This is a genomic window from Hyphococcus sp. (genome assembly GCF_965267305.1).
In the GTDB taxonomy this organism is placed as follows: domain Bacteria; phylum Pseudomonadota; class Alphaproteobacteria; order Caulobacterales; family Parvularculaceae; genus Hyphococcus.
The window spans coordinates 3707570-3724800 of record NZ_OZ253945.1; the positions used below are offsets into that span (position 1 = coordinate 3707570).

Here is a 17231-nt window from a genome sequence, read left to right on the forward strand (position 1 = left end):
GCATCATGCGCCGCTGTGGCCAGTTGAAACAATGGCGCGGCGACCTGCGAATAGAGGTTCATTCCGCTTTGCAAGAAATAAGAGGTGGCGAGCAAACAAAATGAATAATCCCATTGTTTGCACCAAGGGGAACGCAACTTCATGATGTGATTCCACCTTCATTTCATAAAGTAGGTAGGTGAAATAGAATCCCAGTGCAGCAATCACGAACGCCCGCGTCGCATCGTTCTTACTCTCGGCATAATCGACGATATTGTGCAACAATGCGTCGGCGCCTTTTTTTCCGCCTAATTTCCAGTGTTCACGCCGAAGGTAAACGCGAAACATGTAATGCCACATCAGCCGGTAAAACAAAAACCAAACCGCCGCTGCAGCAAAGAATGCGGGGTACAACTTCCAGTGGGCTTCACCAAAGTGCGCGCCATGAAACGCGATAATTTGCTCGCCGTAATAGGCGGCGAACACTGGAAGCAGCAAAACCGCAGCTCGAAAAAAATAATTGTCAGTGAATGCCCGCAAAGCGCCCCCGCTTTTCGTCCCCACACGCCCCTCCCGCATTTTATGTGCGGCCGTTATTGTTCTCGCGACCGCATCCGGTTTCTATTTGCCGACCGTATCACCTGCCGAAGTCAAAAAAAACTGCATAAGAAAAAACAAAATCCATACTGGAAATTTCACCACATTGATTTGTAAAATAAAAATAACATTCAAACTCTTGCACAAACAGTTTTCATGTTTAGTTGCCGAGGCGCAACAGGAAAGCTCGTGTTGTTGCGCAGCGCAACATCGGGCGTTGTCCCTGACATTACCCTCATGGCGATGTGCAGCGCGGCAACTGTTGCAAGTGCTGTTCCCCTGCCGCCGATTAAGATAGCTTGTGAGTTCATTCGCGAAGCTGCATGCGATGGGAGGCAAGATGGCGCGGGTAGCAGGAAAAAAAGCGTTGATTACCGGCGGGGCGCAGGGGCTCGGGGCCTGTTTTGCGCGCATGCTCGCCGATGAGGGCGCGAAAGTCTTTGTCACCGATGTGAATGGCGACGGCGCTGAGGCGACGGCCGCCGAGATCAACAAAAAGCATCCTGGCGCAGCGGGCGCGATCCGTCATGACGTGACGAGCCGCGACGAATGGAAAACGGCGCTCGAAGCTGCGGCGGAGGCCATGGGCGGGATCGACACGCTCATCAACAACGCCGGCATCGGCACCTTCGGCAGCATCGAAACCGCGACGGAGGAAGACTGGCGGCGGACCCAGGCGATCGACGTCGATTCCATCTTCACCGGCACGCAGCTCGCCATGCCTTACCTGAAGCAGGCGAAGTCCGCCTCCATCATCAATATTTCCTCCGTCGCCGGCATGATCGCCGATGGCAACATGATCGCTTACAACACGGCGAAGGCCGCCGTCTGGATGATGACCAAGTCAATCGCGCTTCACTGCGCGCGGTCGGGCTATGACATTCGCTGCAATTCCGTACACCCCGTGTTCACCCGGACGCCGATCATCGATCCCCTGATCGCGTTTGGCGGCGGCGGGGAAGAGGGCGAAAAGCGCCTCGTTCAGCAGATCCCGTGGAAGCGCCTCGCCGAGCCGGAGGATGTGGGCTACTGCATCCTTTATCTAGCCTCGGACGAGTCCCGCTATATCACCGCTTCCGAGTTCAAGATCGATGGCGGCATCACGGCGCAATAGGCCGCCGCATTGCGGCTCCCGGTGAAGCGCCTTATATAGCACGGACTTGCGCCAGCGCCTTCGCGCCCCCTCGGAAAAGGAAACCGCATGTCCGGCATTCTTATTCTCCTCGGCATCATTGTCGTTCTCGCCGTCTTCATCATCGGCATCTACAACCGGATCGTCGCGCTTTCTCAGCGCACGGAGCAGGCCTTCGCCGATGTGGACGTGCAGCTGCGCCAGCGCCACGACCTGATCCCCAATCTGGTGGAGACGGTCAAAGGCTATGCGACTCACGAAAGGGAGACGCTCGACGCCGTCATCCAGGCCCGCAACGCGGCGCAGGCCGCGCACGGCCCGGCGGAGCAGGGCGCCGCGGAAGGCGTTCTTGGCGCCGCGTTGGGCAAACTCTTCGCTCTCGCCGAAGCCTATCCCGACCTCAAGGCCAACACCAATTTCATGGAGCTGCAGCGCGAGCTGTCCGACGTCGAAAACAAGATCGCGGCGGCGCGGCGCTTCTTCAACAATGCGGTCCAGGAATACAACACAGCGATCCAGCAGATCCCCGGCAATCTCGTCGCGCCGATGGGAAGCTTCGGCCCGAAAGAATATTTCGAAATCCCCGAAGGCAGCCGCGGCCAGATCGAGACAGCCCCGGAAGTGAAGTTCTAGGAAACATGCATGGCGTCGCAGACAGCGATATTCGCGCCGCAACGCGCGAAGACGCCGGTCTGATCGCCGGCATCCTCGCCGAAGCGTTTTCCGACGATCCGGTGATGAACTGGACGTTCGGCGGGCCGAAGCCCTTTCGAACGACCTTTCATGAACTTGCACGCGGCGTCTATCTCAGAAACGGCTTCGGTCATATTGCGGGCGCCAATTCTGAATATTGGGCGGCGACGCTGTGGTTGCCAAAAGGCGTGGAGTTGAAATTGCCTTTTTTGAACGAAGCGCGCATCGCGGCCTCGGCGGTTTTCCATCACGGAATGTCCTCAATCGGACGCGCGCTCAAGACGGCGGCGGTGCTGGCGGAAAATCACCCGCAAGCGCCGCATTACTATCTCTTCGCCGTTGGCGTCCGGAAAGGCGCCCAGGGAAAAGGTCTTGGCGGGCGTCTCATCCGCGAAGGGCTGAAGCGCGCGGATAAAGACAGCGCGCCCGCCTATCTCGAAAATTCCAACCCGAAAAACACAGCCCTTTACGAGCGGCTTGGGTTTAAAACGACCGCGCCTCTGCCCTTGCCGGACGGCGCGCCGCCGCTTCTCGGCATGTTGCGGCCGGCCGCGTAAAGGACAGGAGGCTCATCATGAAGCTGATCGGACTGATCGGAGGCATGAGCCCGGAAGCGACGGTGATCTACTACCGGCTCTTGAATGAGGCGGCCCGCGCGCGATACGGTTCGCTCCACTCCGCCAATCTCATGCTCTATGCGCTCGATTACGGCGTGATGATTGAGCATTATGACAATCGCGACTGGGACGCGTTCAACGCCGAAGTGGTGAAAGGCGCGAAGCATCTTGAAAGCGCCGGCGTCGATGCGATCGTCATTTCTTCAAACACGACCCATATGGCCGCCGACGCCGTCAAAGCGGCAGTCGCGATCCCGCTCATTCACATGCTCGACGTGCTGGCGGAAACGATGACGGCTGCAGGCGCCAAATCGCCGCTTCTCCTCGGCACGCCCGTGGTGATGGGCGGAGCCTATCACCGGGCGGAGCTCGCAAAACGTTACAGCGGCGAGGTGCTTGTTCCGGCCGAGGAAGAACAGGCCGCCATCGGCCGGATCATTCTCGACGAGCTGGTGCTAGGCGATGTCCGGGATGAGTCGCGCCAGGAACTGCTCGCCATTGTTGAGCGGCATGGGGCGGACAGCGTTATTCTCGGATGTACGGAGCTGTGCATGATCCTGGGGCAGGAGCATTGCGACATGCCGGTGTTCGACACGACCGGGCTTCACGCGGCGGCGGCGGCGCGCTTCGCCTTCGGGGAGGGCTGAGCCTTGGGCGCCTTCGGCCTTCAGACGCATATCTGGAACAACAATCTCAAATCGGTTGTCCTGCTGGCCGGGTTTCCCGTTCTTCTCCTGCTCCTGATGTATGGCCTTTCCGTCGGCTATGTGGGTCTTGTCGAGCCCATCGACAGCGTGGGCGAGGGCATGGTTCTCGCTTTCGATCACATGAAACGGCTCTGGCCGTTTGCGCTCCTTGGCGCAGGCTTGTGGTTCGTTATCGCGTTTTTCTCCTATCAGTCGATGATCGAAGCTTCCGTCGGCGCGCGCAGCCTGACGCGAAAAGAAGCGCCGGAGCTTTACAACCTTTTGGAAAATCTCTGCGTGTCGCGGGGGCTGACCATGCCGCAGCTCAATATTATCGAAAGTGATGCGCTGAACGCTTTCGCCAGCGGCTTAACGGAAAAGAGCTACAAGGTGACGGTGACGCGCGGGCTCATCGAAACGCTTGACCGGGACGAGCTTGAAGCGGTGCTCGCCCATGAGCTCACCCACATCATGAATCGCGACGTCCGGCTTCTCATCATTGCGGTGATTTTTGTGGGCGTCTTTTCGTTTTTCGGCGAGCTCGTCTTCCGCAACATGTTCCGGTCAGGCATCCGCGTCGGCGGTCATACCCGTTCGCGAAATGGCGACAGCCGGGGCGGCGGCGTTCTGATCCTGATCGCCATCGCCATGATTGTCATCGCCTATCTTCTGGCGCTCGTGATCCGGTTCTCCCTGTCGCAGAAACGCGAATATCTCGCCGACGCCGGCGCCGCCGAACTGACGCGCAACCCCGACGCCATGATCTCTGCGCTCAGGAAAATCTCCGGCAACAGCCGCATCGATGCGCCTAATGACGTGCAGCAGATGATGGTGGAGAACACGCAGCCCTTTGCGGGCGTCTTCGCCACCCATCCGCCCATCGACAAGCGCATCGCGGCGTTGGTGAAATTCGCCGGCGGCGTCCAATAAATAAGCGAAGGAAATTATTCCGCTCATCCCGGCGAAGGCCGGGATCTTGTGCCAAAGGGCGTTATGCTTGTGGTCTGAGACCCCGGCCTTCGCCGGGGTGAGCGGAGTTTGTTAAATCATCAAATCCGCAATTGCCTCTAGTCGAACAGGCGGTATTGCGCCCTGAGCGACACGCGCGCATCCGGCGCTTCGTCGGTGGCGCCGATCGCGCCGTTTAGATTGATCCGCAGCCGGTCGTTCACGGCGTAAGAGGCGCCGAACAAGAACGATCCCACGGTTGTCGCCGGCGACTCGCTGAAAACGACCGTCGTTTCGGCGGGAAGCAGGACAGGCCTGTCGTCATCATCCCGCACGATCACGGATGTCGTGTTGCCCATGCCGTCCGTCACCTGCATGCGCTGCGCCACAATCTGGAAGACCTCCGTTGCGTTCTTCGAGCGCAGGAAGAAGCTCTGGTCGTAACCGAAATTCATGGAAAGGCGCTCATTGAGCGACAAGCCGAGGCCGATGCTGGTGCGAATGGCGTCGCCGGCATCGAATTCAAGGAGGGTGGTCCGGAACTCTTCCTGGACGCCGAAGGCTGCGTCGGTCGGCAGCTCATTGATCGTGGTGGCGGTGTCCGTCAGGATGATGTTTGGCGAGACGGACCGGTTAAACTGATAGCCCACATTGGCGAAGATCGAGGCCGGATCGCTCGCCAGAATAAAGGTCAGGCTCGGTTCGATTGTCCAGAAGCCGGAGCCAGTCGCCAGCTCCGTTTCAATGCCGTTGTCTGGATCGCGCATGACATCGAACGGCCCTGTGCCCGTCGGCGCCTTGGCGCGCAGGTTGGCGATGACGTAAGGCCATTTCCCGCCATTGGTAAGCTGGTAGTGGAGGCCGAAGTCGATATCGCCGAGGCCGCTGCCGTCGAGATCGCGAATCGTGGTCGTGCCGTCATCGATGGCGACGCCGGAAATCCGGTCGGTGCGCGACACATAAGGCACGCGCGCATCGACTTCGAGGCGGCTGGTGATGCCGTATTTCACGGCAAGGCTTTCCGTCACGGCGCGCCGGTCCGTATCCGTGGCTTCAATGGCGCCGATCAGGACGGCGTCGATGATCTCGATGCCCTGGAAGAAGAAGCGATTGTCGGACGCCACCGTATAATCGATCGCGGGCTCAACGAACATTGTTCCGGCCGGCGTCAGGATCCCGCCAATGTCCGCGGCGATGGCGAGATAGGGCCGTTCGTCCTCCTCCTCAGGCCGCACGCCGACCTCCGTCGGCAGCGATCCGTCGCGCTTGTCATCATCGCGTTTGGGTTGCGTGTCGTTCGCGGCAACCTGCGTCGGGCGCGTAGACGGCGCGGCGGAAGATGCCGTGCGCACAGCCGGCGACGAGGCGGACTGGGGCTCGTTCGATGTTTTCGTTGCATCCGCTTGCGGCGATTGCGCTGGCGCGGCGGGCTGGGAGGCTGCCGGTTGCGGCGCCGCGGCGATGCGGACAGGCTCAGGCTGGCCCGGCAGGGTAAGCGTATCGCCAATGCGCAACGGATAGGGCGCCTTCAGATTATTGGCTTGCGCCATCGCCTGGACCGTCGTGTTGTGGCGGCGCGCGATCGAGCTCAGCGTGTCGCCGCTTTGCACTTGATATTCGCCGCCAGCTGCGGCGAAGCGCGGTGCGGCGCCGTCATTCATGGCGGTGACCGTGCGGGTCAGCGCATTGATCTGTTGCGCCTGCGCCTCGATCAGCGCCGACTGTTTGGCGATCAGTTCTTCGGCTTCGTCGAGCCGCAAGGTTTGCAGCGCGACGATGTCTTTCAGATAGACAAGATCTTCCTCTACCGTCGGCTTTGGCATGATCGCCGTTTCGCCGGCCGGACGGTCGGTGACCGCCGGGTCCTGTTCGGCGTAAGCGGTGGTGGTGAGCGCAGCCGCCAGAACGGCTGCGGCGCTACAGCGAAGCAAATGCGGTTTCATCAGGTATTCCCCCGGGATTTCAGCAATCTCTCAGCAAGGCTTTCACATCGGCGCAAGCCGAGCGGTATGCCGATGCAATGTCCTCGCCTTCGAGACTTTTCTTCAGGTTGTTAAAAGTTCCGCGCGAACGGCCGGAAAGGGTCACAGCCTTCGCGATGTTTCCATCCGCCGCAGTCAAGGACTTCAGCAGCATGTAACGATTGAAGAGCAAGGTGGCGTCTTCGACGGAGAAGCCGTTGGCCGCTCCGGCGGCGCCCGCATGTTCGAAATCGAATTTTAGATGCTCGGGCAGGATGCGCCCCTTTTCCCGCCGCGCATGCGGCATCGCCCGCAAGAGGACGTTGCGCAATTCGCGCACATTGCCCGGAAAACCGTAGGTTTTCAGACGGTCGGCCGCCTTCGGCGTCAGCCGCACCTCGCGGTTGCGCTCATCGGGGTGGTTGGCGATTATCCATTCGGCGATTTCAATGACGTCATCGCCGCGCTCGCGCAGGGGCGGCACCTCGATCACAAGAACATTGATGCGGTAGAAAAGATCGGGCCGGAATTTGCCGGCGCCGACATTCTCCTGAAGATTGACATTGGTCGCGGAGATCAGCCGGAAGTCTACGCGCTCCGGCGTCTTGCCGCCGAGCTTGGTCACCATGCCGTCTTCAAGCACGCGCAAGAGATGCGTCTGGATCGACAGCGGCATGTCCCCGATTTCGTCGAGGAACAACACCCCGTCATTGGCCGCGGCGATGGCGCCTTCGCGTTCGGCGACGGAGCCGGTGAAGGCGCCTTTCACATGGCCGAAGAGTTCTGAAGCCGCGAGCGTTTCCGGCATGGCGCCGGCGTTGATCGGCGAAAAGGCGCCGTGAGCGCGCGGACCGCCCTGATGCAGATGGCGCGCGACGAGTTCCTTGCCGACGCCTGTTTCGCCGGTAATCAGCACAGGCGCATCGTCATCGGCGTAGATTTCAATGGTTTCGCGCAGCAGCTTCGCCTTGCCGCTGGAGCCAATAATCGCTCCCGGCGCCGGCGATTTTGAACGCGTGCGGTTGCGCGGCTCCTGCCGGAGCTCAATTAAATTCGATCGAACGCGTTCCGGCGCCTTTTCAGCGCGCCTTGCCGTGTTCGAAGGAATGTATGTCTCATGCGAGTATGCGCCATGCGCGTAAGGCTGGTCGTAGGCAGCCGAACGGCTTGCGCCGTCGTACTCTTGGTCATCCATTCGCTTCCCCCAAAGCTGCGAGGGCGCTTGCCGGTCTTATGGAATTGACAAGGATAAAGACGCCTGCGTCCTCTCCCGAAGACGGCGCCGATGTCTTGGCCTGCCTCTCTCCCAAGAGCTTCGGCCTATCTCTCCCACACGACAGCAGAACGCACTGTGCAGGGTTAAGCTAGAACACCCGACGCAGGAATCAACCGGATTCAGCGGCGCTTGCGGGAAATATTTTTTTGCGTTTGCAAATTTCGCCCTAGGGGGGTGAGGGGAGGCGGTGTTCGCGCGCTACTTCCTGCTGGAAGCCGGTTCAAGCTCAATAAATTCAGGCGGAAAGCATTTATCCGGCCGCGCCGTTGTTCGCGTGAGCGTGCAATCGCGGAAATGGTTCCAGGCTTTCTGTGCGTCGGCTAGCGCACCCGATGCGCGCTGCGACGCGGCTTTTCCTGGATTTGTTTCGTAGGAAACTGTTTGCGCTGCAGTTTCGCTGCTCGCCGTCCAGCTGACGGACCCGGTCATGAATTGCGCGCTCACCGGATCGCAACGCTGATCCCGGCGCAAAAGCACCTGATAGTCTTCAATGCCGCCATTTTGGAGCGGCGGCAGGTGGAGTTCGAACGAAGCCCGATTGCGCGCAACTTGAAGCCGGTTGTCGCCTTTCTTGCGCCAATAAGCCGTGAGAGGACAAAAACCTTTTTTCGAGCGCAGGGAATAATCGAAAGCAAACATGACATGTTCGCTGCGCCGGTCCACGGTGCGCCAGAACTCTGCGTACTCGCCCTCTTCGCGGATCATGAAAGCGCGGGGCGCAGCTTCGATATTGTCGCCGGCTGCAGGCGGGGCCGACAGTTCCGGCGCTTCAAGGCGTCGCGTTTGCGCCGCCGGTTCGAAGTCGAGCGTTTCTATAGCGCGTGCGAAAGGCGGCGCGGCCACGGCGGCGAGCGCCCCTACCTTCGGCGCAGGCTTTTCGCCGGGACGCGCATATTCCATGTAGAACGACCAGGGAAGCGCGTCTTCAGCGCGCGTCCAATAGCCGAGCAGGCGCCGCCACGCCGGCATGAACACATCGTTCAGTCTTGCCTGTTCGCGGTCTTGCGACAGAAGGTCGTAAAGAACGTCGGCGCGCTGTGCGGCGCCGTCAGCGTTGGAGCTTGGCGATTCGATGCCATGGGTATGAATGCCGATGACTTCTCCGGCTGCGTTTAGGATAGGACTGCCGCTATTGCCCCCTGCGGTCGCAAGCCGGTGAATGATCAGATTGGCGATCGCCGGATCGCGCGTCTCCTCTGCGGAATCGAGCGGCGGCGTCACCGCGGCGATGACGCCGCGTTCGACCCGCGGGATCGCTGCATCCGGCGCAAAGCCGTCGTCCAGCGTGTCGTATGGATAGCCGATGACCGCGATTGGCGCGCCTGAATCGAGAGACAGCAGTACGTCTTCGCTGGCGATGGGAAGCGCCGGTCCGAGAATGTTTTCGCCTGTCTCCGGGTGTTTCGGATCGACGGTAATCAGCGCCGCGTCGAAGGCGAGATCGCGCAAGGGCACGGCTTGTGGTGCGTAGATCGAGGAATTGCTGCGGATCGGCTGGTGATCTTCCACCAGCGTTCTGAAAACGCCGTAGCCGGCATGCAGGCGTATGGATCGCACCGGAATTTTCGCATTCGAGGCGCGATTGAGGAGATAGACGCTCGCATCGGGATCGTCGAGCGGCAGCGAACTTGCCGTATGGGCAGCTCCGGCGAGAAGCCCGCGCTCCCGGTCGATGACAAAGGCGGTGCCGCGCGAGTTTCCGTTGACGACAATGAGATAAACCGAGCCCGTCGCATGGGCGAGCGTTTCCGGCGCGATGATGGCGGCGAGCGCCGCATCGGCTTTTTCCTGCGCAGCGCGGACGTCTTGCTGCAGCGTTTCCGTGCGGTCCCTGAGGCGGCGAATTTCCGCATAGCGCGACGTTTCGATGAAAAGCAGGCCGAACAAAAGCGCGGCGCCGGCCAGCATCAGCAGAGCCCGCGTCATTGCGTTTTATTCCCGCGCTTTTGCATTCCGCGTCCCGCCATGTCCCCCAAGCAACGTTCCCAGCAAAACCATAATGCGGTTGAGAGGCAAGACCTTTCGAGCAAATCGGAGGCCATGCGACGGCGGTGCGCAAGGCGCCTTGAATTGCGCCCCGTCCGAAGTTTAGGCGCCTGCGCAACTGCGCATCCGGATGTGCATGTCGCTTGCCGCCTGAACATATTGTTGCGTTGCAGCAAGGCGCCTATCTTTCCATTTCGTAACAAAGATCATCCTTGTTTTACAGTTTGTTAAGGAAGTTTCAGGCCCCGGCGCCCCGTTTTGGCACACCCGTTGCAAACAAAGAGGGCGTTGGGGGGGACAAGTGCTCCCCATGGCGATCGCTGCGGCTTGCCCAAAGAGAGATTGGGGAAGGGCGCAGGGGTCGCTTTGAAGTGAAACCTTAGTGGGAGACTAAACAAGTGAAACTCAAGCTTTTGACAACGATCGCGGCCTCCGCGTTGCTCGCTTCTGCGGGCGCCGCATGGGCGCAGCCGAGCGAATCCGGTCCGGGCGCTCAGGAAGGCGGCGACGGCAACCAGACGACCGACGACGATCTTATTGACGCCGATCTGCTCAGCAACAACGGCAACAATAACGACAATTCGGACAACTCCGACAACTCCGTCAATGATTCCGGCAATGCCGATCTCGACGCGTTCTCGGGCGACGGCTCCGACAACGACGCTCTCGACGTCGACAATTCCGGCAATGACAGCTCGGACAACTCCGACAACTCGGACAACTCGACCGACACGGACGCCTTCACCGGTTCCGACAGCGACGTGATCGACGCCGACATCTATGACAACGGCAACGACAACTCCGACAACTCGGTCAATGATTCGGGCAACGCCGATCTGGACGCCTTCACGGGCTCCGACAGCGACATCAACGACATCGACCTTCAGGACAACGGCAACGACAATTCGGATAACTCGGACAATTCCGACAATTCCGTCGATGCGTTCACCGGTTCTGACAGCGATGTTCTCGACATCGACAATTCCGGCAATGACAGCTCGGACAATTCGAGCGATGATGACGCGTTCTCGGGCGACGGCTCCGACAATGACGTGCTCGACGCCGACATCTACAACAACGGCAATGACAGCTCGGACAACTCGACTGACACCGACGCCTTCACCGGCTCCGACAGCGATGTTCTCGATGTCGATAATTCCGGCAACGACAACTCCGACAACTCGGACAACTCGGACAACTCGATCAATGATTCGGGCAATGCCGATTTCGACGCGTTCTCGGGCGACGGCTCCGACAATGACGGCCTCGACGCCGATATCTACAACAACGGCAATGACAGCTCGGACAACTCGACTGACACCGACGCCTTCACCGGCTCTGACAGCGACGTCCTTGACGTCGATGTTACGGATTCAGGCAACGACAACTCCGACAATTCGATCAACACCACGGATTCGTTCAACGACAATTCGAGCGACAGCTCGGTCGACAACGAAGATCAGGCCAATGTCGGCGGCGACGGCCTTGCAGCCAACAATGGCGGCGAGATCGAAGCAGCCAATGGCGGCACCAATGGCGCCAACAATGGCGGCGAAATCGAAGCGGCCACCGGCGGCGACGATGCAGCCAACAATGGCGGCGTGGTCGACAACTCCAACAACGAAGCCTTCACCGGCTCTGACAGCGACGTAGTCGACGTTGACATCGCCGATTCCGGCAATGACAACTCGTCGGCGGACAACGGCTCGGCCAATAACGGGTCGTCCATCGACAACTCCGACAACTCGGACAACTCGGATAACTCGGACAATTCCGACAACTCCATCAACGACTCGGGCAACCTCGACCTTGACGCCAGCGACAATGCTGCGTCAGGCGACCAGGGCGCCTCGGCGAACGATGGTTCGGTGGCTATTTCTGCTAGCGACAACTCGGACAACTCCGACAACAACAACGCCGACAACGGCTCGGCTGTCGCCAATGACAGCGGCTCTGTTTCTGTCGATAACTCGGACAACTCCGACAATTCGACCGACAACGAAGACCAGGCCAATGGCGGTGAAAATGCGGCCAACAATGGCGGCAGCGTTGACGACAACGAAGCCGACAACGGCTCGGTGATCGCCAATGACGACAGCAATGTCACGGTCGATCAGTCGACCGACAACTCCGACAATTCCATCAACACGGATATCGACGTTGACGTCGATGCGTCGGACAACTCGGACAACTCGATCAACGACTCGTACAACACGACCCTCGAGCTCACGATCGGCGACGTTCAGTTGAACAGCGCGCAGCTCGAAGCCACGACCTCTACGGTCAGCCTCGGCACGCTGCCGGACTCCGGCCCGATCACGACTGGCAACATCAACAGCCAGGCGATGACCGATAACCGCGGTCTCGTGATCAACAACAACAACACCGGCGCGGGCATCTTCCAGAACTCGCAAAGCGTGAATGTTGGCACGGTCAACAACTAAGCCTTGAGAAGAAAGGACGCTGCAGGAGATCTTTCCTGCAGCGTCCCTCTCTTAATAAAAGATAACTATTTGTTCCTGAGAACAGTGTTAGTTTACGGACATCAAGTTTCCAGCCTTCGCCAAAATTCGATTGCACGCATGTTGCAGGGTGAAGTCAGCCGGAAGGTTGTGTCAGGGGGAAGATCAAGATGGGTATGAGTGCTTGGGGTTTTATTATTGCGCCGGTGCTGATTGCAACGGACCCCAATCTCAGCGAAGCGCAGCGAGAGGCGGCTCTTCTGGATTACGCGCCCACCGCGTTTGAGCAGTCGCAAGACCTTTTTGACGAGCTGGCGTCCGTGGCCGGCGTCAGCGCGCTCGACGATGCGACCATGGCGGGCGCAGCGGGCGGAACGAACGTCGCGGTCGATATCTCGGATCTCGGCGTCAACATTGCCGAAAACAACGGCGCCGTCAGCGGCTCCAATGGCAACAACTCGGTCACCGGCGATGTGGCGAACAATACGATTTCCAATAACAGCGGCATCACCACCGTTCTGAATAACTCCGGCAACGGCGTGGTGATGCAGAGCATCGTTAATCTGAATATCTTCCTGCAGGGCGCGGGGCCGCAATAGGTCTGGCTTTGCAGGGTTTAGTCGCGTTTGACGTCTGGGGGAGACAGACATGAATTTTGGTAATCGCAATCATTGCGGCGGACGGCGCTTCGGCGCTGGCGCGGCGATTGCGGCCGTTCTCTCCTTCTTGACATGCTTTGGCGCTCATGCCGGCGACATCCAGCTTTTCATCGGCGGCGCCTCGCCGCGCGTGCCTGTCGTCAGCATGGCGGAGCGCAAATTCCTGACCGTCGTCAGGCAGCAATATGATTTCAGCTGCGGCTCGGCGGCGCTGGCGACCCTGTTGACCCACCATTATGGCCGGGAGACGTCTGAAACCGACGCGTTCCAGGCCATGTGGGACGTGGGCAACCAGGACCGGATTCGCGAGTTCGGGTTTTCGCTTCTGGAGATGAAGCGCTATCTCGAAAGCACCGGCTTGAAGGCGGATGGTTTCGTCCTCACCCTTGACCGGATTCAGGAGATCGGCGTTCCCGGCATCGCGCTTATCGAAGTGCGCGGGTACAAACATTTCGTAGTTATCAAAGGCATTACGGACAAGGTCGTACTGATCGGCGACCCGTCCGCAGGAGTCATATCGTTGCCGCGTAGCGTATTTGAGCAACGGTGGGATGGAACAGTCTTGTTCATTCGTTCCGACGTCGTCCGCGGCAAAGAGAATTTCAACAAGGTCGCTGACTGGCGTCTTGCGCCGTCGTCGCCTAATGACCGCGCGCTGGACGATGAGCCGCTGCAATCGCTCTATTTGAACCAGACCCGTCCATCCTCCTCCGGTTTCACGATCAACACCGTTTTGGAGGTAAACTAATGTTATTCGTGAAGTCTGCAGGAATCATGAGCGCAGCCAGCCTGATCTCGCTCAGCGCCGCCGCGGCGGCCGCGCCGGAAGAACTTGCCTCCGTCGGTCTTCTTGAGCTTGCCGAGGCGCCCATGACCGCGAGCGAACTGGGCGAGGCGCGCGGCGGGTTCAGCTTCGGCGGGCTGACCTTTAATTTCAGCATCAACGTGCCGCCGCCGAGCTTCGATCCGCTCCCGAACGGTCCGTTCGGCGAAAGCGGCTCACCGTTTGGCGAAAGCGGCTCGCCGTTCGGCGAGAGTGGCGGACCTTTCGGACAGAATGGCGGCCCCTTCGGCGCCAATGGCAACCCGGCCAACAACGAGCCCCCGGTGAACGGCGCTGAGATCGCCGCAGCCTCGCAAGCGGCCGCCCAAAGCGGAATAGCAGCGGGCGGAGCGCAGCAGCCGCCGCAAGCTCCGGCGGCGAACAATGCGCCGACGCCGCAGCAAGTAGCGCAAGCGACGCCTGCGCCCGCTGCGCCGCCAGCAGTCACGCAGAACATGCCGGCTGCGCCCACAACTCCCGCGCAGAATACGCCAGCGCCGACGCAGCCGAGTGCTCCGGCTCCAGCCGCGCAACCGGCTCCTCAGCCAGCGGCGGCTGTTGGCAATCCGGCGCCTGTTGCAACGGGCGTTCCCGCAGTCACTCAAACCGCACAGGCGCCCGCCAATACGAATCCGGTTGCCGACGCAGGGACAACTCAGTCGTCGGCGCCGCAGACGCAAGAGAGCGGCTTGTCGTCAGGGCCTGTGGTCGTCGCTGATGCAGGAGGCTCAACGCAGCAGCAACCCAGCGCGCCTGCGCTGGTTGCCGGGACGGCCTCGACAGGCGCGACGCCAGCCAGCGGCCAGCAGCAACAGCAGGGCGGCGCGTCTTCCGCCTCGCAATCAGGTAATGCCGGTAATAGCGGAAACAGCGCCGCCGCCGCGAACAACGGCTACGCCGTCACTCTGAAAGAAGTGCAGGAGCGGCCGGAAGTCATCCGCCAGGTGGGGCCCAACGGAATCACCACCATCATCAACAACTCGTTCAACAATGTCCGCATCACCGAGACGACGAACATGAACGTCATCGTTCAGGGCTATGACTTCGTGGCGGGGATGCGGCGCGTCAGCAACATCACCACCCAGGCGGTGACGCAGGGCATCTTCCTTCCCGGCCTCAACTGAGGCGTCTTTTACAATCAACGGGACAGGCTTTTCTCCGGAAAAGCCTGTTTTCTTTTGAAAGGCCGTGAAAATCCGTCTGGCCGCCAGGCGGCGGTCTTCTACTCCACAAGCTGATGCTTGACAGCGTAGAGCGCGGCCTGGGTGCGGTCGGTGACGCCGAGCTTTGACAGAACGACGCTCACATAGCCTTTCACCGTACCTTCGGTGAGGTTGAAATCGTAAGCGATCACCTTGTTGCTTTTGCCCTTCGCGATGGATTTCAGAATATCGAGCTCGCGCGGCGTCAGTTTTTCATGGGGCAGGCGTTCGCCCGTCGCCCGCCGCAGGAGTTGTTTCTGGACCGCGGGATGAAACACCGGCGCGCCGCGATGCGCGCTTTCGATGGACCAGACAAGTTCGCCGCGCGTGACGTCTTTCAGCAAATAGCCCATCACGTCAGCGTCGATGGCTTCCTGCAGCTTCAGGTCGTCGCCGAGCGCGCTTGTCAAAAGGATCACCCGGCACGGCAGCCCTTTTTTTCTGATCGCTGCAGCGGCCTCGATGCCGCTGCGGCCGGGCAGGGCGACATCCATCAGGATGATGTCGGGTTTCAATTCCGCGGCAAGGCGTTCCCCTTCATCCGCATCGCCGGCTTCGCCGACGATGTCGACGCCGGGCTCGTCGCCCAACAGGGTTCTAAGACCTTCCCGTACGATCGGGTGGTCGTCGACGATCATCACGCGGATGGCGGCGCGTCCGGTCATGTTTTCCTTCTCCCAGCGCGTCTTTTAGGCGAGGGGGAAGCGAACCTCAACGCTCAGCCCTCCGGGGCCGCCCGTGACGATACGGAGAGCCCCGCCGAGCCGGGCGGCGCGGGCGCGCATGCTGGCGAGGCCGATCTGCGTCGAGGCGCTCGCCGCGGCGTCGTCCTGAGCCAGGCCGCCGCCGTCATCGGTAATGCGGAAAACCGCTTCGGCGTCCTGATATTCCAAGGAAATGAAGATGTTATCTGCCTTTCCATGGCGGATGGCGTTGGCGATGGCTTCCTGGGCGATGCGCAAAAGCGCCTCCGTCTGGTCTTCCGTGAGGCGCGCATCCGCCACATCGATGATGACGGCGGCGTATTCATTTGCGGTGAGGGCGCAGTGCCGGTGAAGCGCCTTGCAGAGGCCGTGGGCGCGGGCGTAGCCGGCGAGCGAGTCGCTTTCCTCGGCGGGGCCGCGCAATTCGAACAACAGCGCCTTCATCTCGCGCTGGGCGAGGCTCGCGATTTCGAGCAGCCGGGCGATGCGCGCATCGCCTTCCTCCTTGCTGCGCTGATAGCCGGCGCTGACGGACTCGGCGACGAGCGACAGGGAGAAAATCAGTTGACTGACATTGTCGTGGAGATCGCGGGCGAGGCGCTGGCGCTCCTTCAGCCCGGCGTAATGTTTCTCCCGTTCGTATGAGCGCGCATTGTTGATGGCGATGGCTGCGTGGCGGGCGAAAATGCCGAGCATACGGATGTCATTGTCGCCAAAACGTTTGGGCGGGCCCGCGCCGATGCCGAAAGTGCCGATGATTTCTCCGCGCCACATGATCGGCATGCCGATCACGCTGTCCTCATCCATGCCCCGAAGTTTCGGCCGCTCAAGCGAGCCATAGGTTTCAAGAAGCACCGGCGCGCAGCGCGCATAAACGCATCCGGCGAGACCTTCATTCGGCGCGGCGATGGAGCCGAGCTCCTCCGGCGGCATGCGATAGACCGCCTCGATCCGGACGACGCCTTCATCCGGGTAAACAAGGCCGATGGATCCGCGCTCCGCGTGCAACAGCTCGCAGGCTTTCTGGACGATGATGGTCAACAACGAGCGCAACTCCAGTTCGCCGCTGATGACCTCAATCATCTCACGCAGGTGATCCTGATCGATCATGGCCTCTGAAGGTTCTTTCATCCCCGGCTCAAGCGCTAGATTTCCTGGTCAGGCTTCGTCCCCTGACGAAAGTCAGGGGCGGGGCGAGCATAGCACCGAAGAAGCCGTCAAACCGCCCGGCGGCTCTCCCCGTCCGGACGAGGCGGCGAAAAAAACGAATGCGGGACGGGAGACGCCGCCCGGAAAACGAATAATTATTTCAAATCAATAGCTTAAAAAATGCAGCGTGACGGCGGGCCGGCAAGGGGGTCCCGCGGAAATCCGCCTCGGCGCTTCGATTACTGGCGGCGTATTTGAAGCTTGTGCAACAATATTTCGATGAAGAGGTCCAAGCCAGCCGGGTTAGGCTGGGAAAGACGCTTCAACGGCCGTCCTTAAATCCGGCGAAGACGCCTA

15 protein-coding genes are annotated in these 17231 nt (G+C 60.3%); 9 read left to right on the forward strand and 6 right to left on the reverse strand.

What is annotated here, in order from left to right:
- Positions 1–3: 3 nt before the first annotated feature.
- Entirely contained in the window at positions 4–543 is a 540-nt protein-coding gene (locus tag ACQY5P_RS18000; RefSeq protein ID WP_428408255.1) for a hypothetical protein, read from the reverse strand.
- Positions 544–916: 373 nt separating this feature from the next.
- Here ACQY5P_RS18000 and ACQY5P_RS18005 point away from each other — a divergent pair, with 373 nt between their 5' ends.
- The 5 genes from ACQY5P_RS18005 to ACQY5P_RS18025 all read left to right on the forward strand — a co-directional run bounded on the left by ACQY5P_RS18005 (position 917) and on the right by ACQY5P_RS18025 (position 4634).
- Entirely contained in the window at positions 917–1690 is a 774-nt protein-coding gene (locus ACQY5P_RS18005) for an SDR family oxidoreductase (RefSeq protein WP_428408256.1), read from the forward strand.
- 87 nt (positions 1691–1777) lie between these two features.
- Positions 1778–2341: a LemA family protein gene (locus ACQY5P_RS18010; protein WP_428408257.1), complete on the forward strand. Its 564-nt coding sequence runs from the start codon at positions 1778–1780 to the stop codon at positions 2339–2341.
- Positions 2342–2346: 5 nt separating this feature from the next.
- Entirely contained in the window at positions 2347–2958 is a 612-nt protein-coding gene (locus tag ACQY5P_RS18015; RefSeq protein WP_428408258.1) for a GNAT family N-acetyltransferase, read from the forward strand.
- A 17-nt stretch (positions 2959–2975) separates the two neighbouring features.
- Positions 2976–3665 carry an aspartate/glutamate racemase family protein gene (locus tag ACQY5P_RS18020; RefSeq protein WP_428408259.1) on the forward strand — a complete coding sequence of 230 codons (690 nt, stop codon included), beginning with the start codon at positions 2976–2978 and terminating at the stop codon, positions 3663–3665.
- Positions 3666–3668: 3 nt separating this feature from the next.
- On the forward strand, positions 3669–4634 hold the full coding sequence (locus ACQY5P_RS18025) for a M48 family metallopeptidase (RefSeq protein WP_428408260.1): 966 nt from the start codon (positions 3669–3671) through the stop codon (positions 4632–4634).
- Positions 4635–4771: 137 nt separating this feature from the next.
- Here the strand turns inward: ACQY5P_RS18025 and ACQY5P_RS18030 are convergent, their stop codons facing one another.
- The 3 genes from ACQY5P_RS18030 to ACQY5P_RS18040 all read right to left on the reverse strand — a co-directional run bounded on the left by ACQY5P_RS18030 (position 4772) and on the right by ACQY5P_RS18040 (position 9815).
- Entirely contained in the window at positions 4772–6595 is a 1824-nt protein-coding gene (locus tag ACQY5P_RS18030) for a LysM peptidoglycan-binding domain-containing protein (RefSeq protein WP_428408261.1), read from the reverse strand.
- A gap of 19 nt (positions 6596–6614) precedes the next feature.
- Positions 6615–7808 carry a sigma 54-interacting transcriptional regulator gene (locus ACQY5P_RS18035; RefSeq protein WP_428408262.1) on the reverse strand — a complete coding sequence of 398 codons (1194 nt, stop codon included), beginning with the start codon at positions 7806–7808 and terminating at the stop codon, positions 6615–6617.
- A 279-nt stretch (positions 7809–8087) separates the two neighbouring features.
- Entirely contained in the window at positions 8088–9815 is a 1728-nt protein-coding gene (locus ACQY5P_RS18040) for a S1 family peptidase (protein WP_428408263.1), read from the reverse strand.
- A gap of 458 nt (positions 9816–10273) precedes the next feature.
- Between ACQY5P_RS18040 and ACQY5P_RS18045 the strand changes: the two genes are divergently transcribed.
- From ACQY5P_RS18045 to ACQY5P_RS18060, 4 genes are all read left to right on the forward strand, one after another.
- Positions 10274–12319: a beta strand repeat-containing protein gene (locus tag ACQY5P_RS18045; protein ID WP_428408265.1), complete on the forward strand. Its 2046-nt coding sequence runs from the start codon at positions 10274–10276 to the stop codon at positions 12317–12319.
- A 188-nt stretch (positions 12320–12507) separates the two neighbouring features.
- A complete protein-coding gene (locus ACQY5P_RS18050; protein WP_428408266.1) occupies positions 12508–12936 on the forward strand; it encodes a hypothetical protein in 429 nt (142 codons plus the stop codon).
- 49 nt (positions 12937–12985) lie between these two features.
- Complete coding sequence (locus ACQY5P_RS18055) at positions 12986–13744, forward strand: C39 family peptidase (RefSeq protein ID WP_428408267.1); 759 nt, start codon at positions 12986–12988, stop codon at positions 13742–13744.
- A 26-nt stretch (positions 13745–13770) separates the two neighbouring features.
- A complete protein-coding gene (locus tag ACQY5P_RS18060; RefSeq protein ID WP_428408268.1) occupies positions 13771–14943 on the forward strand; it encodes a hypothetical protein in 1173 nt (390 codons plus the stop codon).
- A 98-nt stretch (positions 14944–15041) separates the two neighbouring features.
- Here the strand turns inward: ACQY5P_RS18060 and ACQY5P_RS18065 are convergent, their stop codons facing one another.
- Together ACQY5P_RS18065 and ACQY5P_RS18070 are read right to left on the reverse strand one after the other, a co-directional pair.
- Complete coding sequence (locus ACQY5P_RS18065; protein WP_428408269.1) at positions 15042–15686, reverse strand: response regulator; 645 nt, start codon at positions 15684–15686, stop codon at positions 15042–15044.
- A gap of 24 nt (positions 15687–15710) precedes the next feature.
- Positions 15711–16856 carry a GAF domain-containing protein gene (locus ACQY5P_RS18070; protein WP_428408270.1) on the reverse strand — a complete coding sequence of 382 codons (1146 nt, stop codon included), beginning with the start codon at positions 16854–16856 and terminating at the stop codon, positions 15711–15713.
- Positions 16857–17231 lie beyond the last annotated feature (375 nt).